Source organism: Anatilimnocola aquadivae (assembly GCF_049819085.1).
Lineage (GTDB): Bacteria > Planctomycetota > Planctomycetia > Pirellulales > Pirellulaceae > Anatilimnocola.
Map to the genome: position 1 here is coordinate 2,701,820 of NZ_CP187419.1, position 23,513 is coordinate 2,725,332.

The window sequence follows — 23,513 nt, forward strand, 5'->3', positions numbered from 1 at the left end:
CGCGAGGCTGTTATGCGCAACGCTCTCCCCTCCCCTGCCCTTGTCTCGTGCTGCGTATTGTTGGCCTTGCTTGTTGGCTGCAGCGGCTATCGCACGCAGCCCGTGAAAGGGAAGGTGACCATCAAGAACGCAGCGAGCCCGGCAAAGCTGGCCGGCTACGGCGTGATGCTGGAAATGATGGAACCTGGTCCCGACGGCAAAGTGATTAGTTCCAGCGGCGTGATCGACGCCGAAGGGAAGTTTCAACTCGGCACCCATGGCAGTAACGACGGCGCGTATCCCGGCAAGTATCGCGTGGCGATTACACCTTCGAGCGAGTTCGCCGAAGGGCCGAAACCAAAATCGGCAATCGACCCGAAGTATCACAGCCTGCAGACCTCGGGACTGGAGGCCGTCATCGATGCGAAGACAAGCGAGTTGAATTGGGAACTGGATCCGGGAAGGTAACTTCTCAGCGATTACCGATGGGTAACTGCAGGCGCGACCATCACATCGACGAGGCCCTTCTCGGGCTCGCTGAGGGTGAACGTCACGGGCAGGAACCTCTGGATGATATCGACGTGGGTGAGAGAATGTCCGCTGAGTGTGCAGGTACGATAGACGCTGGTCTGGCCTTGGCTGGCAGCCACGGCGAGCGGCAACATCAATTGATCGGCCAGGTGCGGACCGACCGGCGCCGAGTGACTGAGGTAGTCATCGGCCTCTTGCCAGACTGTGCGGGCGACTTGTTCCGCTCGCAAGCCGCGCTCACCGAAGGCGATGAAGATCTCGGTGACCTGTTCGTACTCGAGTTCCACCAGCACCACGTTGCCACAGCCACTGGCCGTCACTTCTTCGGCCCGCAGCCATTCCTTGGCCCAACCCGACAGCCGGCGCAGTTCGTGGCATTCGCGCTCGGCAATGTTCTTCGGCAAGTTCGAGACGAGCGCGCGAGCCCGCTGCTTGAGTTGCTTGCCGCGCGCGAGCAGTTCGAGCGAGTTCAGTTTTTCTGTGGGTTCGATCCGCACGCTCAAACGACCACCGCCGGCCGGATAGAAGCCATGGCGAACGAGTTCTACCTGCAAGCCAGGACCCAGCCGGCTGACGAGGGGCGCGTAGCTGCGCTGCAGAAAGTCGACCGGCGGAGCCAGCGGATTATGCGTGCCACCTTCGATCGTCAGCGACGAAGGTCCCTGGGCGACGAGCAGCGGCGCGAGGATCGTTTGCAAGACGAGCGAGGCACTGCCCGCCGTGCCGATTTGAAAAGTGTAGTCACCGGCCTGGACCGGTCCCGGTTCGAACCACAGTTGCGACGAGCCGAGGGCCGCGCCGCGGAGGTTCGCCCCACTGATTTGTGCAGCGGCTTGCACGGCGACCAGGTGCTGCTTGGCGAGGCCCGCGTTCTTGCGCTTGGCGCGGATGTTTTGCAGCATCACGGGCTGGCCGGTGAGCAGCGACAGCGCCAGCGACGAGCGGATGATTTGCCCGCCACCTTCTCCGGCAGAGCCGTCGATTTCGATCATGATTGCACCGTGCCCCAGAGACCCATCGCCCAAGAAATGATTTCTGCCAGATCATCTAACAAGAGGGGCTACGGCGACAAGGGTTCACAGCGCATTCCGTGGGATCGAAGACTGCTACTTTGCAGCCACTTCGCCGCGCAGTTGCGTCAGCAGTTTGGCCAGCTGTTGTTGCTGGGGCTGCGTGAGCGAGGCGAGCAGGCAATTGCTGTTAGCCTCGAAGCGAAGTTCGCCCCGGCCACCGGCATCGCGAAAGTGCTGGCTGCCGATCGCCGACCGCATGCGAGCGGCCAGATCGTCGCCGGCCAGTTTCGGCGACAGCAGATCCTTCACGCTATAAACTTCCAACTCGACATGAGCGGCCAGGGTCGCGGGCGAGGTGATTTGAATGGTGCGGGCATCGACCACGCGCCAGGCGAGTTGCATCCGCCGAGTCAGGTCGTCGAGCGCCGACGAGAGGGGCTGACTCTCCACCGTGAGGGTCGCTTCGCCTGTGGGATTCCAACCCACCGAGGCCAGCGACTGCCAGTCGAACAAGATGCGAACCTTGGCCACTTTGCCCAAGCGGTCGGCGATGCGCAGCACCGACGTTGGCTGGCTGTAGTTGAGCGTGATGGGTGCGGAGAGTGCCGGCCGGGCGAGTTGCGTGCGCGTGGCCAGTTCGAAGAGCTTGGCATCGAACTTACTTACCGGGCGCGAGCCGCGGGCGATGCGCAGTTTTTCCGTCAGCAGAATGCATTGCGCCAGCGGCAAGCGATGCTGACGAATCTGAAAAACGTCCTTGCCTACGACGAGAGACGGCTGCCCTTCTTCTTCGCCCCACGAGTCCGGCGCGATGAACGTAGTGATCAGGCTAGCGAGTTCGCTCGCGCGATTGTCATCTCCTTCGGTGAGGTCTTTGACCGCGAGCGGCCACGGGGTGAGCTGCGGGCTGGCAACATCAATCACGAGTTGATCGGCTTCCAGTCGTGGCTCGAGACCAAATGGCTTGAGGGCAGCACGCAGTGCTTCGCCGATCGTCGTCGCTTCGCCCTTCCACGTCACGGGTGTTTCGGGCGTGATGGGCGTGAGCTTGGCCATGCTGAGGCCATCGGGACGCAGCGTGATGGGGATCGTCGTGAGGTCCTGCATCACTTGAAGAAAATCAATCAGCGGAGTGCCGGAGATTTCGATCGCCGGCAGAGGATCACTAAGCCGAGCGGGGGCATCGATGTGCAGCGGATCGGGCTTCGGCAGTGCGTCGGTAGCTGGAGGTGCTTCTGGCTCGGCATCGACCGTTGGCAAAGCTGGCTTCACCTCGGGCGGCTGTGGTTCAGCTGGCAAGGGGTTTTGATTGCCACCGCCGAGGATATCGGCGAACTTGTTGAGCGGATCATCGGCCGGCAACAGCGGAGCCGCAGCGGGTGGCGGTTCGGTCAGACCGAGTGGATCGGTTTCTGGCTTGGGAACCGCAGGAACGGCCACGGTTGGATTGGGCACGGCTGGCACTGGCTGCACCGGCATGGGCACTGCCGGAACGGGCTCTACTTTCGCAGGTTGAAGCGGCGATATGTTAGCCACGTCGTTGGGAATTGCTGGAACCGATGGACTGCCTTCTGGCGGTGTGATGGGAGTCTCGACCGGCGGCTGCGCAGGATTTGGAACAACGGGAACGGATGGTCCCGGACCCAGTGCGATGGGCTTGCTGGGCCGGCTATTGAACCACGACAGGGTCATCACCACGACGCCAATGGCCAGGCCGATACCGAGCACACCCGAGCCGCCGACAATCACCCATTGCCAGCGACTGCCGGCCAATGTGTTTGCAGCTCCGGGAGCCGGCGGATTTGTGTCTTGCGGCACGACCGTGGGATCGTAACCCGGCGGAGTCGCTGCTGGCGGCAAGGGAGCCGCGACAGGTTTGGCCGCGGCAGCAGGCACGGGGGGAAGTGCCGCGGCGGCAACGATGGCGGCGGCCGTTGTCTTTTGAAGGGACTCTGGCGACTTGCTGACGGGAGCCTGCGTGCGGACCGACGTCGGCGGCGGATTGCTGACTGGTATATCGTTCTGCGAAATGGTCTTCGCTTGCGAATCGGGATTTTGCCCGGACACATTCGACCGAACGATCGTGGGCTGAGTTCCGATCGGCGGCGCGGGTCGCGGCGCAGCATGCCCTGTCACTCCGGGCGCGGGATTGCGCGCGGTTGGCACCGGGACCATTGAACGAGGTGGCGCGTTCCCCAGCAACTCGTCGACATCGTCGAAGGCGCTGGTGTTGATTGGCGTGTTGAGGGGAAACGAAGGAGCAACAGGAACTTGCGGGCGAAAAGAACCCGAAAGATCAGACCGTGTATCGCCGGCATCGCTCGACGCGCTGGCTGGGCTGCCGGGCGCAGGTTGCTTGATGAGCACCATGCTGCCGCACTTGGGGCAGGCCATGATCTGACCAATGGCCGCCGCATCGCGCACCTTGAGCCGCGATTTGCAGGTGGTACAGGTGAGAGAAAATGCTTCCACGCGTGTTCCATTCTCAGCGGCGCGAGAACTGGCCAGTTCCGCCCACTGTAAGTATCCAGCCCCTAACCAATCTGCCCCAACGAGTCGTCCGTCTCCTAGTCCTTAAATCTAGCCCATAAACCAGCCCGCAGAATCGTTATTTGCCCTTCGGCTGGAACACGGCGGGAAGCGTGTATTTCTTGGTCGCCGCGGCTGCCCGCGTGGTGATCAGAATCATCTGCTTGGCCGGATTATCCGGATCGGGCCCCACCACCCAGAGGAGCTTTTGATCGGCTTCGTCCGGCGTTTTGACGGTCGTGACCGGGTTTGCCTTCATCACGATGGCCGTCAATATCTCGGCGAGCGGCTTGTCCTTCTGGCTGAAATCACGCACCGTTTGATTGCGCGTGATGCCATCGATTTTTAGATCATCGCCGATGATCTTAATTTGCAGTTCCTGCGGACCTCCCTTGGCGAACGGAGAACCCTTGGCAAGTTCTTGTGCGTCGATCGCCAGATCTCGCATACAGAACTCCAGCGGGTTGGCATCGAATGTCATCGAAGTCTTCATTGCCAACACTTCTTCGATGGAACTGGGGCCCGCCGGTTTCACTGGGCCTGCCGAGGCAACCCCACCACCAGCACCCGGTGCCGTAGCGACAAGTAGTTCTCCGCCGAGCACCAGATTGTGGGCTGCGGAACCGGGCATGAAGGCGTTGACGATCGCCTGGTCACCTTCCACGCCGACACGCATTTGCTCGTGCAGGCTCTTGATCATGAACGGATATCGATTCGACAGCTTCTTCCAATAGGCAGGTGGTGTGATGGCCACAAAGTAGTCTTCGAGCGCGGTGGGAATCTTTTGCAAGCGATCGCGCAGGTCTTTGGCGACGGCAAACGGGTCGCGATTCAAACCGGCGAACATCCGGAACTCCAGATAGAACGCGCTGTCGAATTGCATGCTCAGCAGGCCAGCTTCCAGTTCATCACCTAAAAACAGATCTAGCGGCTGACGAACTTTCGCACGATCGCCAGCGAAGAGTGCTTCCCCTTCTTCGATATCAAAGAAGTCGGGATTGAACATCAGGCTGAAGTGCCTCGCCCCGTCGATCGAGCGGCGCAAGCGTTCCAGATCTCGATGCATGAGCGGAGGCGCGCCGCCGGTCTTGGCGACTTCCTTCACATCGACCGGGTCGCCCATCAAAAACGACTGCGCGCCTGCTGGTGAATCGACGATAAAGAACGCAGCGCCTCGTCCCATGTAGTAACGATTGTTGCCTTCCTTGGCTTCGGTCGGGTTACCCCATTTGCCGAGCAAGTCGGCGCTCGGTACGGGCGTTTTCAAATGCACGGCATGCGACACGCGCGGAAACTTGCCCTCGTTGTTGTGCAGCGTGGTGATGATCTGCTCGACGTCGCTGAGCGGAATTCCGGCGGTCTGTTCCCAGGCGGTGCGACCCGCAGCGAACTGCGGACCGAGTGCTTCGATGACTTTGGCTCCTTCGCTTGAGGCCAGAATATCGGCAGGTCGGGCCACAATGAAGACTTGCCCTTCGGGTGGCACCAGGCGGAACTCGACGGGCTTGCCATTGGTTGGCGAAGCCCAGAGGAGTTGCCCATCGTCGGCGACAACCTGAACGGTCGGGCCTACTTCGCTCGGAACGGGCGGCGTGACCGGATTGCCTGGAGTGGGATTGTTGATCTTGGTCGGTGGTGCGGTCTTGTTGTCAGGATTGCCCACGCCTGACGGTGGACCGGTGTTCGGCACATTCTTGCCGAGATTGTTCAGATCGACTTCGGGACGCGTGATCTCGATCGGAACGAATTCGTCTTCCTTCTTGACGATTTTCGTAACTTCGGTCGGCGCTGGTTTTTGATTCATCGCGTAGAAAATCAAAATCAGTGAGATGGCCACGGCCCCTACGCCGACCAAGGCGGTGACGACTGTCCGCGTTTGATCCTTCTCGCGCTTGGCGACCAACTCGTGCGCTGTGATGGCGCGGTTGACCGTCGCGGGGGCGGCACCTGCGATCGCCATGCCTGCGAGCGGCGAATCTCCCTTGCCACTCTTAGCGGCAGCGACAGCTTCGCCCGCTTCTTGAATGCGCAAACCAAACTTGCCGACGGCAACGACGGGCTCCGGTGCCGACGCGGGTTGCGCGGCGGCCGCCAGTTGAGCCTGTTTCTGAGCCACCCAATGTTCGTAGCCGGCTTGGGTCGGCAAGGGCTGGGCCGGTTGTGCGTACAGTAGTTGTGGATCGATGAACGGTGCCAGTTGTTCTGCCACAACGGCCGCCGACTGATAACGAACCTGTGGGTTCTTCGCCAGCATGTACGTGACCAGTTGCGCCAAAGGCTGTGGCACACCGAGCGGTTCGAGCGGACGAATCCCTTCGCTCGCGTGCCGGGTCATCTTTTGCAGCACGTTGCCGCCGGTGAAGGGTGGGCTGCCGGCCAACAGGCAATAGAGCGTGCAGCCGAGCGCATACACATCGCTGAGCGGATCGGGAGCACGACCGGCGTGCATCAACTCAGGCGCAAGGTAGTCCGACATGGCCGTCAGCTTGGCGTCGGCTTGGGCGAAGTTGATCGCGCCGGGAACCGTGTGCGGATCGAACAGAACCTTCACATCGCCGGGGCTTCCCGGCACCGAGGTATCGAGAAACAGGTTCGTGGGGCGCACATCACCGTGCGCGCGACCTGACTGATGTAGCTGGGCGAGACCGATGGCTGCCTGTCGTGCCAGCCGACAAGCCTCGGCCGGGGGAAAGCGGCCGATTGCCAGGCGCTCGTCGAGACCAACCCCGCGCAAGTCTTCACTGACCACGAACTTGAACGAACCAAGATCGACCGGTTCAAAAAAGCGCTGCACATGCGGCGATTGGACCGCGCAGGCGGCGAGCGTGTTTTGCACTGCATCGGCCCAGGCGTTCGGATCTTGAATCACCGCGCCCGTCAAGAACTGCAACAGTACCGGATGACCGGTGGGGCCATGCACGGCGCGAAAACAACCTGCCAGTCGACCTTTCTCGATGCGGTCGTAAACCTTGTAGTCGCCGTAGTGAAAGGGACCGGGTCGCCCCGCCAGCAGGATCATCGTTTGATAGCGGCTGAGGACGTTGCGCGCGACGAGCCACTCGGCCAAGGTGCGGGCATTGCTCTGATCGCTGGCCCCTTTGACATGGGCAAAGTCACTTGCCAGCTGTTGGCACTGCTCGGGAGCCAGCAGCCGACTTTGTTGCAACAACGACCAAAAATTGGGTATCGGAATCGACATCCAGACAAGCTCCCTCGCTCAGTTCCACTCGCACCCTGCCCCAGTATTCAAATGTAACGTGGCGTGAGCGGAATGACTAGCAAATGAGCCGCAGGGAGTGGGGAATTCGGAGTGCGGACTCCGCCGTGAGACTTGCGAAAATTGTCGGAGAAATAGAGGTTGGATAGTCCGCATTCCCAACTCCGCAATCCGCACAGTGGCTGTCTAATGCTAGAATTCTTTGGCTGGGCAAAATTGCTAGGCACCTTGTCTGTCACCTCTCTAGCCCTCTCCCGGAGCTTGTCATGAAAGCGTTTGAGTCGACTCGGCTGTACTTCGAACGGGCCGCTGATCTGCTGCAATTGCCAGAGTCGACGCGCAAACTGCTGCTGACCCCGAAGCGAGAAGTGCAGGTGCAAATTCCCGTCGAAATGGACGACGGTCGCCTGGAAACCTTTATTGGCTACCGAGTGCAGCACGACGACTCTCGTGGCCCCATGAAGGGTGGCCTGCGTTACCACCACGAAGTCGACCTGGACGAGGTTCGCTCCCTGGCGACCTTGATGACCTGGAAGACCGCGGTAGTTGATCTTCCCTATGGTGGAGCCAAGGGTGGCATCGCCATCGATCCCAAGCACGTGAGTGTGAAGGAACTGGAACGAATCACGCGGAAGTTCATCGACCAGATTCACGATATCATTGGGCCCCACAAAGACATTCCCGCTCCCGACATGGGAACCAGTTCGCGAGAAATGGCTTGGATTCGTAATCAGTGGGAGAAGTACCACGGTTTCGGACCAGCATGCATCACCGGCAAGCCGGTAGAAGACTACGGTGCGCTCGGTCGCGAAGAAGCCACCGGTCGTGGCGTCGGCGTGCTGGCTTATAAGCTTCTGGGCAACCTGAGCCGCAAGCCGCAGAACACCCGAGTGGCGTTGCAAGGCTTCGGCAATGTCGGTTCGCATGCCGCCAAGTATCTGTACGAATCGGAATACAAGATCGTCGCGGTCGGCGACCACACGGCCTCGTTCTATTCACCAACCGGTCTCGATATTCCCAAGATGCTCAAGCACGCCTTGGCGAACAAAGGTTCGTTGCTCGGGTTTAACGAAGCGGAGAAGATTCCTCACGATGCCCTGTTAGAACTCGACGTCGATCTGCTGATTCCCGCCGCGCTAGGCGGCGTGATCACTAAGGCCAATGCGCCGCGCATCAAGGCACCGCTGATTATCGAAGCGGCCAATGCGCCCATTGATCCTGAAGCAGACGATCTGTTGCACTCGCGCGGTTGCACCATTCTGCCCGACATCCTCGCCAATGCCGGCGGCGTGACGGTCAGCTATTTCGAATGGGTGCAGAACCTGCAGTTCTACAAATGGAGTCTCAATCGCATTCGCCAGGAACTCGAAGCTGTCTTAACCCACGCCTTCGAGGCCGTGTGGCAAGAGGCCAAGTTACACAAGGTGAGTTTGCGCACCGCTGCCTACATGATCGCAATCCGCCGTGTGCAACGCGCAACGGAACTGGGGGGCATGGGCTAAACGCAGAATGCAATACGGAGAATGCAGAATGAAAGTGGGCCGTGTTTGGCGGTTCATTCTACGTTCTGCATTCAAACTTCTGCCTTTCTTCCGGTTTGGCTCAAGTCGGCTCACTATTCTCCCGATAACTCCCGCCATAGCTCCGATTCGGCGTTCTGGGAAGACTTTGACGCCGCTAGCGAACACTCGATAGCAAGGACGATGGCATGGATGCCCGCCAACCACAGACTTTGATTGCGATTACCGGCTTGCTGGCTCTCAGCTTTCTAAGCACGGGTTGCGCCTCGTTCGGCAAGAGTTCGCTGCTGGGTTCTAAGGCCGAAGTGGTGAAGAGCGAAAGCTCCGACACTCCAACTTCGGCTGCTCCTCCCGGCAAGTTCATCGTCGAGATGCGCACGGTTGGTGGCAAGGCAACCGCCACCGAGCACACCATCTCGGGACCGCTGAACGCTCACGACGCACTCGTGCAAGCGAAAGCCAACAAAGAGTTTCGCCGGATGAACATCGAACTCGTTCGTCCGCTCCCCAGCGGAGGCTGGCATCGCATGCCGGTCGAATTTGATCGCTCGATCAAGCGAGTCGCTGCCGAAACCGACTACGCGATTCTGCCCGGTGACCGGCTGATCGTCACCGAGGACGCTTCCAACATGATGACCGACATGATGGACTCAGCCACGCAGGGAAACATCTTTAGTTCCCCGCCGAAATCGGGCAAGACGAAGCACGGCACGTTTCGCGTCGCTGGCTAGTCTACCTGTTTAATTCTGGCAGGAATCGCTTGCATCCCGGGCAGCGGATTGGCATAGTCAAGGCTCACCCCCTCGACCTTCCCGCCCGGAATCTGCCCCCATGTCTCACCTCGATCGTCGTCACTTCTTGATTGCGTCCCTCGGTTCGGCTGCGGGCTGGTCGCTGAGCAGTTCCTGGGCCGGTGCCGCTGACACCAAGCCGGGCGAAAAGAAGCCCACACTGGTGTTCCCCTCGGCCAATGTGCCGGGTGAACCGACCTCGCTGTTTCTTACGTGGTGGACCGATCCGACCACGACCATGGTCATTCAATGGGTGGGGCTCGCCGAACAAAAGTCAGCCGTACACTACGGTGCCTACAAGACGGCTGAAGCTCTCGTCGCCAATGTGCAGACTAAGCCGTTCCCCGATACCACGTTGCAAGTGCATCGCTGCGAATTGACAGGACTCAAGCCCGATACCGACTACCAATTTCACATCGACGACTCAAAGCGCAGCTATCGTTTTCGCACGATGCCCGCCAAGGCCACGAATACAATTCAGTTTGTCAGCGGTGGTGACTGTGGAACCGGATCGGCAGCGGTCGAAACCAACGTGCTCGCGGCCAAGCAAGATCCGCAGTTTGCTTTCATTGGCGGCGACCTCGCATACGACAACGGCAAGTCGCCGAAGACGTTTCTGACGTTTCTGGAAAACTACAGCAAGACGATGCGTGACTCCCAAGGTCGCTTGATCCCGATGGTCACCTGTATTGGTAACCACGAAGTGACCACGAGTGGAATTCTCGGCACGAGCATCCTGGCCACGAAGAAACCGATTGCGCCGCATTACCTGTCGGTGTTCGATGGCATCTTTCGCGAATCTACCTACGGCGTGCTCGACTTCGGCGATTATCTGAGCCTGGTGATGCTCGACACCGGGCATATCACCCCCGTGAAAGGCGCGCAAACGAGTTGGCTGGAACAAACCCTTGCCGACAGGCAGATGCTTCCTCACTTGCTGGTTGCCAATCACGTTCCCGCGTACCCATCGTATCGTTCCTTCGAAAACACCGGCAAAGAGAATCGGAAGTACTGGTGCCCGCTATTCGAGAAGTACAACGTCGATGCGGTGCTCGAACATCACGATCACACCTTCAAGCGAACGCATGCGCTGAAGGATGGTCTGCTCGATAAGAACGGCGTGCTCTACTTGGGCGATGGGTCGTGGGGCAAGATTCGCCCACTGAAGAAGCCCGAAGAGCGGCCTTACTTGGCCAACTACGGCGAATCATATCACATCAGTGTGCATCGCCTGGAAGGAAACCAGCGCTATCACCTAGCGTTAGCTTCATCGGGCCGCGTTGCTGATATTTGTCAGACTAACGGCAAGCGATTGGCGCGACGCGGGTAGCTATCGCTCGACGCTCGTTTTCGGCACCGATACAGTCGTCACGGCCGGTGTGCTTGGCTTCTTTTCTTTGAGTTCGAAGTAGCCTGCGTAACGTGTACCGCCGAACGAACCCTTGAAGACCGCCGGTGACTGCTCATCGATCACACCGGTCCAGGTGTAGTCAGCATGGTCAATCACGGCGGTGCCCTTGAGTGAAGAGATGGGCCCGCTGAACTTCACTGTGTAATCGAACGGCACGCCCTGCCAGACGCCGTAAAATCGTCCCTGGTGTTTGTTGTCGCCAAGATCACGCACCACGGCGGTCATGATGCCATCGAGCTTACGATTTGTGGTTTTCCACGGACCTTCGAACACGCGGTCTTCTGCCCCCGCGACAATCGCTCCGGCAAAGAACGAGGCAAACAGCAAGGCGTAGGTGTACCAGCGCATGGTCAGGCTCCCGAAGTGGTAATCGTGCTTGGTTGGTGGCGTTCCCCCGCCTAACGAACCTGTTAAGCAAGTGGTGTGCCTGCCAATCCTGCAATTGACACTTAGAGAGGTGCTAATCAGCACGTATAGGGCGAGCGGACGATGATTCGCTCGGGCTTGCGGCGATAGATGAGTCCGCTGGTGCGGGCTGATTGCTCAATAGACTCTAAATCGAGCGCACTTCCCTGCCCTGGCGCTTGGCTGTCGAACTCGAGTTCGAGTGTTTCGTACAGCTTGTAGCTGAAGTCGGGATCAGCGGCGAGTTCTTCGTCGCCGATGGTCTCGGCGGCTGGAATCGTTTTGACGAACGACTTGCCGTCTGACATCCGCCATGTTGCGAGTAGCGACCGGGTGCCAGCCGGATTCAACTTGCGCAAGAATTCAGACCACTGAGACATGCTACTTGGCGACTTTCGTGGTTGTGCTTGTGGCTGACCAGCGAATGCCGGCGTACAAGATCGCGTCTTGGCCATCCGTCAATTCCGGATGCGGGCTGTAGCAGAGCACGCGTCCAGAACCGTAATCGGCAGCAACAATGGCCGAGGTGCCAACCATCACACCTTCGGGCGCGCCGTTCTTCGCCACTTCGGCTTCGAACCGCGCGAGCTCTCGATAGGGAGGCAACTCTTTGTTCTCTGCCGGTGCGAGTAGCGGACCCTGATGATAGCGGAGCGTGACACGTTCTTTGTCTTGCGCGAGCAGTTGCTTGCCCGCGCCCGGAAGCGAAATCTCCAGATCTGCAATGCCGCGGGCCCAGTGTTCTTTGTCGATCACTTTCGCATTGAGCACATGGAGTGACCACTTGTAATCGCAGGTGGCCAGATACGCGCCGGCACAAATGCCGATGTAGCCGCCACCTTCATTAATAAACTCTTTCACTTTCGCACGACCATCAGCCCCGAGCACATTCCCTTGCCAACTGCTGCTGCCGCCGGGAGCAATCAACACCTGAAACGGTTTCAACTCGCCGGCGCGAATCTGCTCGGCCGTTAGTTTTTGAAATTCAAAATCCTTGTTGCGTTCCAGCGCTTCAATCAGTTTGGTACGGCTCCGGCTGACGCTGTTGTCGTCGAAAATAGCGATTTTGATTGCCTTTGATTGACGGGCAGGCTCTTCGGCAAAAAGAAATGTGGGAAGGAGAAGAGCGAGCAGAAGTGTCAGCGAGTGCAACGTGCGCATAGGTGGGTTGTAAAAAAGTCGAACTGCGAAGGCCTCTCCCCGGAGTACCGAGGAGAGGGAGTAAGGATGAAGAAGGGTTGTTACTTGCCAGTCAGCTTCGCGATGAGGAACTTGGTTGTGCTGCCGTATTCCTTATTCTCAGCCGTCTTGTAGGTGACGATGCATTCGACGCCCAGGGGCTTGCAGCGTTCGGCGAGTTTGACGCCGTACATGGGGGAGTGAGTCGGATCGGGAGCCGATTCGCCGAGCACGGGCGGATTCTTGCCGGAATAGTCGAGGTAGAGCGGCGGATCGTTCTTGTCGACGAGTTCGATCGGCGAGTATTCCTTGATCCACGGCATCACTTCGTCGCGCTTGGCCAGCAGCAGATCGAATTCAGCCGCGCGATCGCGGTCCTTCGCAGCAAAGCCGAAAGCATGACCGCCGTAGATGGCGTTCGGCATCCATTCGCGCAGCTCTTTCGGATCGAGCGAAGTCTGGGCACCGTTAACGGCCGCACATTGCAACTTGGTCGATTCGCGCGCGATCGGATCGCTGCTCTTAGGGTCGGCCATGTCATCATGCAAAGCCAGCCACAGCGAAGTACACGCGCCGGCTGAACCACCATTGGCACCAACCTTCGTGGGATCGAGATTCCACTCTTTCGCTTTCGAACGAATGGTTTGCAGGGCCCGGGCCGCATCGTGCAGCGGAGCCTTGACCGGTGGAGTTACCTTTTGTTCCATGGCCTGATCGATGAAGCGATAGTTGACGCAGGCAACCGAGATGCCGGCATCGAGGAATGGCTTGATTGCTGTGTTACCGTAGCCAGTCTTATCGCCACCCTTCCAGCCGCCACCGTGAATCAGCAGCACGACAGGCGTAGGCTTGTCGCTTTTGGCTTGGAAGAAATCGAACTTCTGCCGTTCGCTGTCCTTGCCATATTCGTAATTGGCAACGGTCGGCGGCATTCGCTCGGGCGGAGCTTTCTTCGCCGGCGCTTTGGGCTGCACGACTTTGGCCTTGGGAGCTTCGGTCTTGGGCTCCGCGATCTTCTTCGGCTCGGCCGTTTTCTTTTCTTGCGCGGGAGCAAGGGACGTGAAAAGCAAACCAAACACCAATGCTGTGGCGGTCAGCCAAGTGGTCGTACGCATGCAGGCATCTCCGGAAAGAGCGGAATGAACTCGTTACGAGCCGCTTAGTCTGGAGAGCCCCGCGCGCGAAGTCAAGCATTGCGGCAGGGGGAAGCAGGGCAACGCATTTTTTAATTTGCCGCCACAAGCCTGATGCGCAAGCGAAGGAACCAGGCCAAATCCTTCGCTTGCGCTTCAGGCTTGTTAAGGAGCGTGCCACGCAACTTGAACAGATTGCATGGCCCAGGTTCTAACACAAAGCGTTTCTTGCTCCTGAGCTATCTAGCGGCTGCACAGTATTCCGCAGCTTTGGCGGCAAACTCTTGAAAATGCCGTTCGCTGTTGAATGCGCGCCGCGGCAGAATATGAGCTGTCATGGAACTGTTGAAGATGTAGATTGCATGTTTGTCTGCAACGACTTTTTCGATTCCCTCCCAGCGTTGGACGGATTGCAGGTACGGCGCTGACGACATCAGCACGGTTGGCGTGATGGTAAGGCGGCGCGGCCCGAATACGCTCAGATTTCGTCCTTTGCTATACGTACGCAGCATGATTCGGCGGTATTGCCATTTCCGGATGCCAAATAGAACGCCAAAAAACAGGCCCCCAGCCCCAACGTAAGTCACGGGCTCGATCGAATGGAATGTTTGTCTGCGAAAAGCATTGATTCCGATGATGGCAGCAGCCGCCATTGCGATCACGATACCGATGAGGCTCAGTACGGAAAGACGAGTCAAGGCCGGCCGATAAAAGAATTCCTGAAAGGTCATCACATCAATCATCGTCTGCTCGAACTCGACGCTCATCCCTTCGCCATTGATGGCCAGTTGGGCCATCAACGGCGGGTCGCTCTCTGTGGATATAGCTGGAGGCGAATAGGGATTGGGTTCCATGCTCGGATATCGTAACTGCTGCGAGCAGCAAAAGAAAACCTTTGCATTGTCACGATCAACTCAATCGCAGTCCCTTCGGCAAGCTTTCGCCGAAGGCACGGGATTGTTCTTCCGCGTCGAGTTGGCCGCCGTCGCGCACCAGGTGCAGCGTATGTTCGGCTGCCTGTTGTTGTGCGAGCCAGGCGAGCGTGTGATCGCGAGTTCGTTCGGGCAAGTCGCGGTAACGATCGCCGGTCTTGCGGGCGAGTTGTACGACCGAGAAGACTGTTTGCGCATCGGGCGATTCAAGATTCATGAGCGTTTCGAGCCAGCCGGTGGCAACATCGGCAGCGACGACGGTATTGAGCGGACCATACAAAGGCTGGCGCGCACCGAGCCGTCCGAGGGTCCATTGCATCGCCGGACGAATGCCCGCGAGCTTGGGTTTGGCGAGTAGATCGACCAGCAAGTTGCCCAGTTCGAGCTTGATGGTCCCGGGCAGCAGTTCGAGCGAACCCAGGAGCCGCAGCACTTCGATGGAATCCTGCGCGCTGAAGGCAGCGGACTGTTTGCCGCCGGCGGTGCTTTGTTTGTGAAGTTGCCGAACCATCGCCAACAGCGGTTCGGCAATCGCGCGTTGCTGGCCAGCGGTAAAGCCACCGGCGATGCGTCGCCAGAGGATTAGTGATTCCGTGCGACTGCTGGCGGCAATGTGCGCGAGCTTGCCTTGCACGGTCTTCCAGGTTTCCGCTACGCGCCAGTCGTCCACCGCCAGGCCATAACCGGGGCGAAGCGCATAGCCGAGCAAGTTCAACCAGCGAGCTTCGTGGACGGCTGACTTCTTTCTTCCCGCTTCGAGCAATATCAGTGCTTCCCACATGCGCCGTAAAAGAGAGGTCGGCCAATCGGCCCGTTCCATTTCGAGCGCGGTAGCTAGACTCTTCATCAGGCCATCGGGTTTTTCGGTTCCATTCGGTCCGAAGACATTTTCCAGCACCTGCTGACAAGCTTGCCACGTTGCTTCATCGATAAAGCCTTCTTGCTCGGCGGCCGATTCGTGGGCAGACAGATCGGTCTGCGTGGTCGAACGAACATCGAACTGCAACTTCCAGCGGCGCTCGCCACCTTGCTCGGCACACCAGAGTTCCAGCGTGCCGATTTCAGTCAGCATCGCGTGCAGTTTGATATTCACTTCGCCGCGTTCGCTGCGGCGGCGAGTCTTGAGTGCCGTGCGAATGGGCGGGAGCGGTGTCATTTGTTCGCGATCGACAGCGAAGACTTCCCCCGGACGATCGGCGAGCCGCGTGCTCGAAACGTACAGCGGAAATTCGACCGGTTCGCTGACGAGTAACTGAAACGTGCGATCGAGAATTACTTCCTGCCCCGGTTCAGCATTGCCGGGGAGCAAGCAAATGGCCGAAGGTGGCTCCGATTCAAAGCCGATGTAATACGTCCGCGCGAGTGACGCCGCGATCCGTACGCCTTGCCCGCGCCGCACCATGCCGTAGTAAGCGGCGCCACGGGCGACAGCCAATTCAAGGCGATCGTTTTCCAGCACGATCGGTTGCCACGGTTTGTCTGGCGTGCCGAACCAAGAAGTGACTACGTCAACGACCCGCTGCTGAAGTAGCTTCGAGAGAAACGCCCCGCCGTTGAACAGGAGCACATCGGGGCGTGCGGGATCTTGTCCGGCGGGCAGCTTCACATCGTCGAGCGCTACGCTGCGATGCGCCGTGAGAAACGCAGCCAGATAGCGCGTGACGGCCGCATCGCTGGCATACGGCAGTCCAAACTCTTGAAAGCCCGAACGACGCGTGCTCGGCTTTTCGCTCAAGGCGACGCGCGGGCAAAAGCCTTCGACGAGGACCTGGCGCACTTCGTCTCGCGTGACACTCAGCGATTGACTGCCGCCGATCAGCTTCGACCCGGTCGTTTGCAAACTGATCGTGCGTTGATCGGGAGCCGGCTCGGCGAGCATCTCTTCCTTTAATTGGCGAGCCAATCGCAGCAGCACGTCCCACTGCCGCGGTTGCAGCTTGCCCCCTTTGGTAAAGCGAGCTTCGAGATGCTGCGCCAGGGCGAGATCAAAATTGTCACCACCGAGAATCAGGTGATCGCCGACGGCGACGCGGTGGAACTGAACCTTGTCACCTTCGCCGCGGCGCACGCGAATCAGGGTGAAGTCGGTCGTGCCGCCGCCGACGTCGCAGACCAGGATCTTCTGCCCGGGCGTAACGCGCTCTTCCCAATTCGCAGCGTGCTTGTTGATCCAGGCATAGAAGGCCGCCTGCGGTTCTTCGATGAGCACCACACGGGGTAAGCCGGCTCGCGCGGCCGCTTGCACGGTGAGTTCGCGGGCCACTTCGTCGAACGAAGCGGGGAGCGTGAGCACCACATCTTGCTGTTCCAACGGTTCACTCTTGAAGCGAGCGTTCCAGGCTGATCGCAGGTGCGCTAAGTAGCGGCTGCTCGCTTCGACGGGCGAAAGCTTTTCCACATCATCTGCTGCGTGCCACGGCAGGACATCGGCCGTTCGATCGATACCGGCATGACAGAGCCAACTCTTGGCCGACGAAATCGTCCTGCCCGAAACTTGCACGCCCCAGTCACGAGCCATCACGCCGACGCAACTGGTCGGTTCTTCATTGCTCTTGGTGATCCATGGCAACTTTAACCCACCTGCGACAATTTCGCCCGCCGGTGGTTGGTAGTGAAACGACGGCAGCGTTTCGCGAGGTTCGACTTGTCCTGGTGCGACCAACTGCGGCACTTGTAATACGCGAATCGGCCCATTCGGCTCCTGAGTATCGACGTAACAGAGCGCCGAGTTCGTTGTTCCCAGATCGATCCCCACGACATAGCGACTGGGTAACGCTGTTTCAAACGAAGCAGCTTCGAACGGTGCAGCGGGCTTGTGATCCATGAATCAGCGGCGGGCAGAGGGGCGAGAAGGAGGAATTCGAGCCATTGTACGGAAATTCTGCCGAAGCACTGAAAGGTTGTGGCCGATTCTCCGTTTTCGCTATGATCAGACTTCCGCTTCCGTCCTACCACCAGCCCCGCCAGGATTTGTCATGACGAAGACCGCGTTCGCTTGCCGCTCGTTGCTTGCTTTGTTGATTGTGATCGCTGGTGCGGTGGGGGCGAAGGTTGCCGCCCAGGAAAAAGGAATTCCCGACTTTCCCAAGCTCTCGGCCGAGAACGATTGGCCTTGGTGGCGAGGACCGAGCGGAAATGGAATTGCAGTCGGCAAAGCGCCGGTCGAGTTTGGCGATGCGCTGAACGTGAAATGGAAAGCGCCCGTGCCGGGCCGAGGTCACTCTTCGCCGATCGTGGTCGGGAATCGCGTGTTTCTGACGTCGGCCGATAAGGGACAAGAAATTCAAGCGGCGTTTTGCTTCGACCGCGCGACCGGCAAGCAATTGTGGATGACCGAGATCAGCCGGGGTGGCTTTCCCAAGAATAATCATCCGAACAATACCGAAGCGACTCCTTCGATTGCCTGCGACGGCGACCGGTTGTTCATCACCTTCTACAACCACGAGCAAGTGCAACTTACGGCGCTCGATCTGAACGGCAAAAAGCTGTGGCAGAAGTACGCGGGAAGCTTTCATCCGCAGCGTTACGAGTACGGCTACGCACCTTCGCCAGTCTTGTATCGTGGGACCGTGATCGTGGCTGCCGAATGGGAAAAGTCGAGCTTTATTGCGGCCTTCGATCGCGCGACCGGCGCGGAGGTGTGGCGGATACAGCGGCCGAATGGTGGTAGCTATTCAACGCCTGTCGTGGCTCATCTCGCTGGCAAAGATCAATTGCTGATCAGCGGTGTGCAGCAAATCACGTCGTATGATCCGGCCAAGGGAACCATGCTCTGGACGGCTGCCGGTTGCTCGTCGGCCACTTGCGGCACCATTGTGTGGGACGGTGATACCGTCTTCGCCAGCGGAGGCTATCCCCAGTCGGAGACGATTGCGGTTAAAGCTGATGGCAGCGGCACAATATTGTGGAAGAACAACCAAAAACTGTACGAGCAATCGCTGATCGCGACCGGTGGCTACGTGTATGGTCTCACCGACAGCATTCTGTTTTGTTGGCGAGCCACCGATGGCCAGGAAATGTGGAAGCAACGCCTGAAAGGCCCGGTCAGTTCGTCCCCGGTCCTCGCTGGCGGGCATATCTATTGGGGCAACGAACTGGGCACGCATTACGTCTTCAAGCCCAATCCCGAACGACTGGAAATGGTGTCCGAAAACAGGCTCGGTACGGAGTCGTTCGCCAGCCCGGCCATTTGCGGCGGCAATCTCTTCCTGCGTGCCGCGACGCAGATCAGCGGCAAGCGACAGGAGTTTTTGTATTGCTTTGAGTAGTCATTAGATCGCATCCGCCGGATGTGATCGGGATTGAATGGCCCGGCAATCACAGCCGCTAGGTTCCGGCCGGCGTCCAGAACCTACTTCGCAATTGCTTCCCTAACTCCCGCCAGATAGACTCAGTTACGCATCAATAGTCGCTAATGCCCCCGCCGATAAGATCGACATCCCTCCCCTGCCCTTTCCCGCCTGGAACTCTGCACGATGGATCGCATCCCTGGCTGTGCTGATTTTCGTAAGACGCTGCAGTTAAACCGGCGCGGCCTATTGCGTTTGGGTGCGCTCGGGGCGAGTGGATTGACGCTGGGGCAGTTGCTGCAAGCAGAATCGCAGGGCAATGAAGCGGCCAGTGCGAAAAAGAAGGACACGTCGGTCATCATTCTGTGGATGCGCGGCGGGCCCAGTCAGTTGGAGTTGTGGGATCCCAAGCCCGACGCGCCGGCGGAGATCCGGGGCGAGTTCGGCACCATCGAAACGAAGGTTCCCGGCATTCGTCTGGGCGAGCATCTGCCGCTGTCGGCGAAGATCATGGATAAGTGGTCGATCATTCGCAGCATGCACTTTCGCGCGGAAGATGGCCTGACCGATCACAGCAGCGGCGACCAGGTCTGCTTCACCGGTTATCCTGCGGCGAAAGATCCCAGCGGCAACATCAGCCCGAGTGTGGGCTCGGTGGCGAAGCGGCAGTTGCAAGGCTTATCGCCCGATATTCCCGCGTATGTGATGATTCCACGGCAGGTCCCCGGCACCGATTCGGCTTATCTGGGTGCCAACTGCAAGCCGTTCGAAACGCAGGCCGATCCGGGGAACACCGAGTCGCCGTTCAGCGTGCCGAATCTCGATCTCAGCGGTGGGCTGTCGGTTGATCGGATTGAATCGCGGCGGCAACTGGTTGCCAGCCTCGACCAGATTCGCCGTTCGGTCGATTCTTCCGGACAGATGTCGGCCCTCGATACCTTCAATCAGCAAGCTTGGGAAATAGTCACCGGTCCGAAGGCACGGCAGGCGTTCGACCTGGAGAGTGAACCGCGGGCTGTACGCGAGCGGTATGGTTTTCCCGCTCCTTATACGCCGCGAATGCGCGCCGGCGGCGATCGTCCGAATTGGCCACAGCGACTGTTGCTTGCGCGGCGGTTGGTGCAAGCCGGCGTGCGATTGGTGACCGTCGATTGCCGCTGGTGGGATACGCACGACGACAACTTCTGGTCGCTGAAGAATGGCTTCCTGCCGCCGTGGGATATGGCTTATACGGCCCTCATCGAAGATCTGGAGCGGACCGGCATGCTCGACAAGACGATGGTGGTCGCTTGGGGCGAAATGGGACGCACGCCGCGCGTGAATGCGACCGCCGGGCGAGATCACTGGGCCCGCGTCTTTAGCGTGGCGATGGCTGGTGGCGGCATCAAGGGTGGGCGCATCGTCGGCTCTTCGGATAAGGAAGCCGCGGTGCCCAAGGACAATCCGAAGATCTCGCAGGACGTGCTCGCCACGCTCTATCGGCACTTGGGTGTAAACACGAAGACCAGCTATCTAGATCACTTCGGCCGGCCACTCGCCGTATTGCCGTGTGGCGAGCCGATTCAAGAGTTGTTTTAGGTTGCATCTTGCGGAGCAAGATGCCTACGGTGGGGTAGCTGTTACGGCAAGCGAATGACGTGAACCGCATTGCTGCCATTACAGGCGACGTGCTTGTTATCGGCCGAAACGGCGAGGGCTTGGACGTAGCCTACTTGAGGCACGGCTTGCGAGTGAACCCGCTTTTGCCGCTTGGCATCAAAGACGTTGATCTTGTTTGAAGCGCCACTGATCACTCGTTGGCTATCGGCGGTGAATGCCATCGTCCATTGAATTTCGTCTCCCTCGAGCTTGGGAAGTTCTTTGCCGGTGCTCAAGTTCCACAGCCTGATGTCGTAACTGTCACCCACGGCAACCGTCAGACCATCCGGCGAAAAGGCCGCTGCCTGACCGGACGCCCAGGAACGCGTGAGTTCACGCGTGCGGGTGACTTTGGGTTCTCCGGCAATGTTGATTTCGAGCAAAGCGGCCCCATCGGTCGCAAAAGCGGTCCGGCCCGTCTTCGAAATGTGAACAGCCTTGGGCTTCCCTTCAAAACCGCCGAGAACGCCAATCTCTTTCCCCTTTTCGATGTCCCAGAGTCGCACCTTCTTCTCGCTGCTGCCCGTCAGAGCCAACTTACTATCGGCGGAGACGGCCATGCAGGTAATCTCTTTCGAGTGCCCGGCAAACTGGCCCTGCTCACGAAGCGTGCCATCTTTGGTGACGGAGAAAACCGTGATGTGCCCGCTATATCCCCCGGCCAGCAAGCGACTGCCGCTGGGGGTGAAAATGCACTGCTCGATGGCGCCGAGGATCTCCTGATTGCCGATCGTCGCCGCGGTGGATTCCTTGGTCACGTCAAAGACGCGTAGTTCGCGGTCGATCTTGCCCGCGGCCAGCAACGCGCCGCTGGGAGCGAATGCCAGTGACTTCACGCCCCATGTTATGTCATTGAAGCGCATCACCTCTCCCGCTTTGTCACCCGGCTTGCCAATCACCGGGCGCGGTGAGGCGGAAGGGGTGACCGAGGCTATGGCCGGTGCCGGCGAGGATCCGCCGCGCGGAGTGACGGTGATCGTGGCTTCCAGGGTGATCTTCAATTCGACGGTGGCTTCGCCAAAGCCAGTGGCAAAGACATCGCGCTTGATGACGCCGCCGGGTGAGCGCAGGGCGGCAAAGCGGCGGGACATCAGCGGCGAATCGTCAAGCCGTTTGAAGAAGTTATCGGTGGAAAGGCCGAACTCCGCAGCGGCCAGGGTGGGATCGAGTTCCTGTTGGAACTGAGCCGCCATCGCGGAAATTGGTTCACCGCTGCGGCTCAAACTGCTGACGCCAATTCGCTGCATGGCGCTCGCAAAGCGGCGTGCATCTTCGGCCAAGACCCGGTTGAGGTCGTCGGGTTCTCGATAGAGGGCCAGAATGTCTTTCGCGTTTTCGTACGCTTTGGCATTGGCTCGCACAGCGGGGCCCACTTCATCGGTTTTAGGAATCACGCCCGTGTAGTGGCACGACATGCACGAGACGCCATTGGTCACCGTCTTATCGGGGCGTTTAGGATCGCTGACAATGTTCGTCGGTCCTTGGTCGATCCGCTTACCGTTTTCGTCAACGAGCAAATAGCCTTGCAACCCGTTCGGCAACGTAAAAATCAGTTCGCCGCCGTCATGCTTGAACCGGCCTTCTTCGGCACCTGGGCCCAGCGGATATTCAAACAGGTTCTGCTTGCCGGCATTGCCCCCAAAGTCGTAGCTCTTCCAATAGCTGCCATACGGAGACTTGTGCCACTCAATCAGCCGGTTGTTCTGCGAAACGCCCGAGCGATTGAACGCAGCCCGAATCGCTTGCTCTTGCTCGATGTTGGCCGTGGCATTCACCCGCAGCAGGTTCTCGAGTTCGGTGTCGGTTTCTGGCAGACCGAGCATGACGTGATACAGCGGAGGCTTGCTGGCGGCAAACACGAACCAATCGACGCGGACGTAAGGCATTTTTGCCTGCGTCAAATCGCAAATCGCTTGCGCATCGGGCGTTTGCAACTGCAGGAAATAAGGATTCGCTTCCTCGATCTTTTCCCACATCGCGACGTTCCAATGAACGTCGCGCATGTCGATCCGAAAGATGGTCCGGGCTGGATCAACGGCATGAGGAACCAGCAACGTGGTGTTCCACGACAGGCTGTTGATCAGCTTGGTGAAAGCGTTGCGATAGGTTTGCAGTTCGTCTTCGGAAACGCCCGCGTTAAAGAGGTGCGTGAGCGTGAAGTAGCGGAGGAAGCGGCGCGAGCGTTCGTTGTATTGCTGCGCGTCGGCATTGATTAATTTTACGACGTTCTCATTGGTGAGAAACTCGCGCGGCTTCTCGGTGCTGATGGTCGGGCAACCAGCTTCGATCCAGGACTTGATGGTGGCAATGTCTTGGGCCGAGGGGCGCGGAGATTCGCCGATGGGAGGCATCACACTGTCGTCGGTCGCCGTGAGGCGTTGATAGAGCGTCGAAGCCGCGGGGGTCTTGCCGCTGACGAGTGTCTTGGCGAGTTTGGAAAGATTGAGGGCGAAGTTGAAGCCACCTTCGCTGGTGCCGTCTTCACCGTGGCAGCGATAACACGTCGCCTTGAGCACCTTGTGTGCTTGCTCGGCGAGGGCGACTCCTTGGGCGGTGACAGGTGCGGCCGGCTGCGCTGGAATTGAGACAGTATTCGCCGGGATCGCGGGCACCACGGCGGGCACGGGCACCGGTACGGGCGCGGGCCTGTTGAGCGATTCGAGATACTGCCGGTCGGCAGCGCAAAGCTTATCGAGCGGCACACTGATGATCTTGCCGTCTTTTTTCTCCAGAACCACGTTAGCGCCGCGAACGGCGATCAACTCGGCGTCGATCTTGAATTGCCCGGTCGTGTCGGACCATTCACGTCCAAAGGCTGAATTGGAGAGAAGTAACAAACCACCCAAGAACCAAGCGCTGACGAGTCCACGCATGACGGGCTTCCCAAAAGGATGAAGCATTGACGCTGAGCGGTGGGCATTTTAGCCCAAAGTGTGGCTAGGTTTC

The 23,513-nt window shown here is 59.1% G+C and carries 16 protein-coding genes; 6 read left to right on the forward strand and 10 right to left on the reverse strand.

Features of this window, described 5'->3' with window-relative positions; translation table 11 throughout:
• Positions 1-12: 12 nt before the first annotated feature.
• Entirely contained in the window at positions 13-447 is a 435-nt protein-coding gene (locus tag NA78x_RS10985; RefSeq protein WP_425618490.1) for a hypothetical protein, read from the forward strand.
• An 11-nt stretch (positions 448-458) separates the two neighbouring features.
• Here the strand turns inward: NA78x_RS10985 and rtcA are convergent, their stop codons facing one another.
• The 3 genes from rtcA to NA78x_RS11000 form a co-directional block, all read right to left on the reverse strand.
• Entirely contained in the window at positions 459-1,502 is a 1,044-nt protein-coding gene (gene rtcA / locus NA78x_RS10990; RefSeq protein ID WP_425618491.1) for an RNA 3'-terminal phosphate cyclase, read from the reverse strand.
• Positions 1,503-1,616: 114 nt separating this feature from the next.
• Positions 1,617-3,995 carry a hypothetical protein gene (locus NA78x_RS10995; RefSeq protein ID WP_425618492.1) on the reverse strand — a complete coding sequence of 793 codons (2,379 nt, stop codon included), beginning with the start codon at positions 3,993-3,995 and terminating at the stop codon, positions 1,617-1,619.
• A gap of 136 nt (positions 3,996-4,131) precedes the next feature.
• Positions 4,132-7,251: a protein kinase domain-containing protein gene (locus tag NA78x_RS11000; protein ID WP_425618493.1), complete on the reverse strand. Its 3,120-nt coding sequence runs from the start codon at positions 7,249-7,251 to the stop codon at positions 4,132-4,134.
• Positions 7,252-7,535: 284 nt separating this feature from the next.
• On the opposite strand from NA78x_RS11000, the gene NA78x_RS11005 reads away from it, so the two are divergent.
• From NA78x_RS11005 to NA78x_RS11015, 3 genes are all read left to right on the forward strand, one after another.
• Positions 7,536-8,771 carry a Glu/Leu/Phe/Val family dehydrogenase gene (locus NA78x_RS11005; protein ID WP_425618494.1) on the forward strand — a complete coding sequence of 412 codons (1,236 nt, stop codon included), beginning with the start codon at positions 7,536-7,538 and terminating at the stop codon, positions 8,769-8,771.
• Positions 8,772-8,977: 206 nt separating this feature from the next.
• Entirely contained in the window at positions 8,978-9,520 is a 543-nt protein-coding gene (locus NA78x_RS11010) for a hypothetical protein (RefSeq protein WP_425618495.1), read from the forward strand.
• Between the two features lie 100 nt (positions 9,521-9,620).
• Positions 9,621-10,910, forward strand: a complete 1,290-nt coding sequence (locus NA78x_RS11015; protein ID WP_425618496.1) for a fibronectin type III domain-containing protein — start codon at positions 9,621-9,623, stop codon at positions 10,908-10,910.
• Here the strand turns inward: NA78x_RS11015 and NA78x_RS11020 are convergent, their stop codons facing one another.
• The 6 genes from NA78x_RS11020 to NA78x_RS11045 form a co-directional block, all read right to left on the reverse strand.
• Positions 10,911-11,339: a hypothetical protein gene (locus NA78x_RS11020; RefSeq protein WP_425618497.1), complete on the reverse strand. Its 429-nt coding sequence runs from the start codon at positions 11,337-11,339 to the stop codon at positions 10,911-10,913.
• A 116-nt stretch (positions 11,340-11,455) separates the two neighbouring features.
• Positions 11,456-11,776 (reverse strand): hypothetical protein, encoded by a 321-nt coding sequence (locus NA78x_RS11025; RefSeq protein ID WP_425618498.1) that lies wholly within the window; start codon positions 11,774-11,776, stop codon positions 11,456-11,458.
• Between the two features lies 1 nt (position 11,777).
• Positions 11,778-12,557, reverse strand: coding sequence for a BPL-N domain-containing protein (locus tag NA78x_RS11030; RefSeq protein ID WP_425618499.1), 780 nt, complete (start codon positions 12,555-12,557; stop codon positions 11,778-11,780).
• 80 nt (positions 12,558-12,637) lie between these two features.
• A complete protein-coding gene (locus NA78x_RS11035; protein WP_425618500.1) occupies positions 12,638-13,690 on the reverse strand; it encodes an alpha/beta hydrolase fold domain-containing protein in 1,053 nt (350 codons plus the stop codon).
• 257 nt (positions 13,691-13,947) lie between these two features.
• Positions 13,948-14,562, reverse strand: coding sequence for a YcxB family protein (locus tag NA78x_RS11040; protein WP_425618501.1), 615 nt, complete (start codon positions 14,560-14,562; stop codon positions 13,948-13,950).
• 55 nt (positions 14,563-14,617) lie between these two features.
• A complete protein-coding gene (locus tag NA78x_RS11045) occupies positions 14,618-17,464 on the reverse strand; it encodes an Hsp70 family protein (protein ID WP_425618502.1) in 2,847 nt (948 codons plus the stop codon).
• Between the two features lie 151 nt (positions 17,465-17,615).
• Between NA78x_RS11045 and NA78x_RS11050 the strand changes: the two genes are divergently transcribed.
• Entirely contained in the window at positions 17,616-18,908 is a 1,293-nt protein-coding gene (locus NA78x_RS11050; RefSeq protein WP_425618503.1) for a PQQ-binding-like beta-propeller repeat protein, read from the forward strand.
• Positions 18,909-19,115: 207 nt separating this feature from the next.
• Complete coding sequence (locus tag NA78x_RS11055) at positions 19,116-20,507, forward strand: DUF1501 domain-containing protein (protein ID WP_425618504.1); 1,392 nt, start codon at positions 19,116-19,118, stop codon at positions 20,505-20,507.
• A gap of 41 nt (positions 20,508-20,548) precedes the next feature.
• Here NA78x_RS11055 and NA78x_RS11060 read toward each other — a convergent pair whose 3' ends face one another.
• Positions 20,549-23,440, reverse strand: a complete 2,892-nt coding sequence (locus tag NA78x_RS11060; protein WP_425618505.1) for an SHD1 domain-containing protein — start codon at positions 23,438-23,440, stop codon at positions 20,549-20,551.
• Positions 23,441-23,513: the final 73 nt, after the last annotated feature.

Excerpts from the sequence above, each read along its gene's own strand:
- NA78x_RS11020 (WP_425618497.1), bottom strand. The coding sequence starts at position 11,339 with ATGCGCTGGTACACCTACGCCTTGCTGTTTGCCTCGTTCTTTGCCGGA.
- NA78x_RS11025 (WP_425618498.1), bottom strand. The coding sequence starts at position 11,776 with ATGTCTCAGTGGTCTGAATTCTTGCGCAAGTTGAATCCGGCTGGCACC.
- NA78x_RS11015 (WP_425618496.1), top strand. The coding sequence starts at position 9,621 with ATGTCTCACCTCGATCGTCGTCACTTCTTGATTGCGTCCCTCGGTTCG.
- NA78x_RS10985 (WP_425618490.1), top strand. The coding sequence starts at position 13 with ATGCGCAACGCTCTCCCCTCCCCTGCCCTTGTCTCGTGCTGCGTATTG.
- NA78x_RS11010 (WP_425618495.1), top strand. The coding sequence starts at position 8,978 with ATGGATGCCCGCCAACCACAGACTTTGATTGCGATTACCGGCTTGCTG.
- NA78x_RS11005 (WP_425618494.1), top strand. The coding sequence starts at position 7,536 with ATGAAAGCGTTTGAGTCGACTCGGCTGTACTTCGAACGGGCCGCTGAT.
- NA78x_RS11040 (WP_425618501.1), bottom strand. The coding sequence starts at position 14,562 with ATGGAACCCAATCCCTATTCGCCTCCAGCTATATCCACAGAGAGCGAC.
- NA78x_RS11030 (WP_425618499.1), bottom strand. The coding sequence starts at position 12,557 with ATGCGCACGTTGCACTCGCTGACACTTCTGCTCGCTCTTCTCCTTCCC.
- NA78x_RS11000 (WP_425618493.1), bottom strand. The coding sequence starts at position 7,251 with ATGTCGATTCCGATACCCAATTTTTGGTCGTTGTTGCAACAAAGTCGG.
- NA78x_RS11055 (WP_425618504.1), top strand. The coding sequence starts at position 19,116 with ATGGATCGCATCCCTGGCTGTGCTGATTTTCGTAAGACGCTGCAGTTA.
- NA78x_RS11060 (WP_425618505.1), bottom strand. The coding sequence starts at position 23,440 with ATGCGTGGACTCGTCAGCGCTTGGTTCTTGGGTGGTTTGTTACTTCTC.
- NA78x_RS11045 (WP_425618502.1), bottom strand. The coding sequence starts at position 17,464 with ATGGATCACAAGCCCGCTGCACCGTTCGAAGCTGCTTCGTTTGAAACA.
- NA78x_RS11035 (WP_425618500.1), bottom strand. The coding sequence starts at position 13,690 with ATGCGTACGACCACTTGGCTGACCGCCACAGCATTGGTGTTTGGTTTG.
- NA78x_RS11050 (WP_425618503.1), top strand. The coding sequence starts at position 17,616 with ATGACGAAGACCGCGTTCGCTTGCCGCTCGTTGCTTGCTTTGTTGATT.
- rtcA (WP_425618491.1), bottom strand. The coding sequence starts at position 1,502 with ATGATCGAAATCGACGGCTCTGCCGGAGAAGGTGGCGGGCAAATCATC.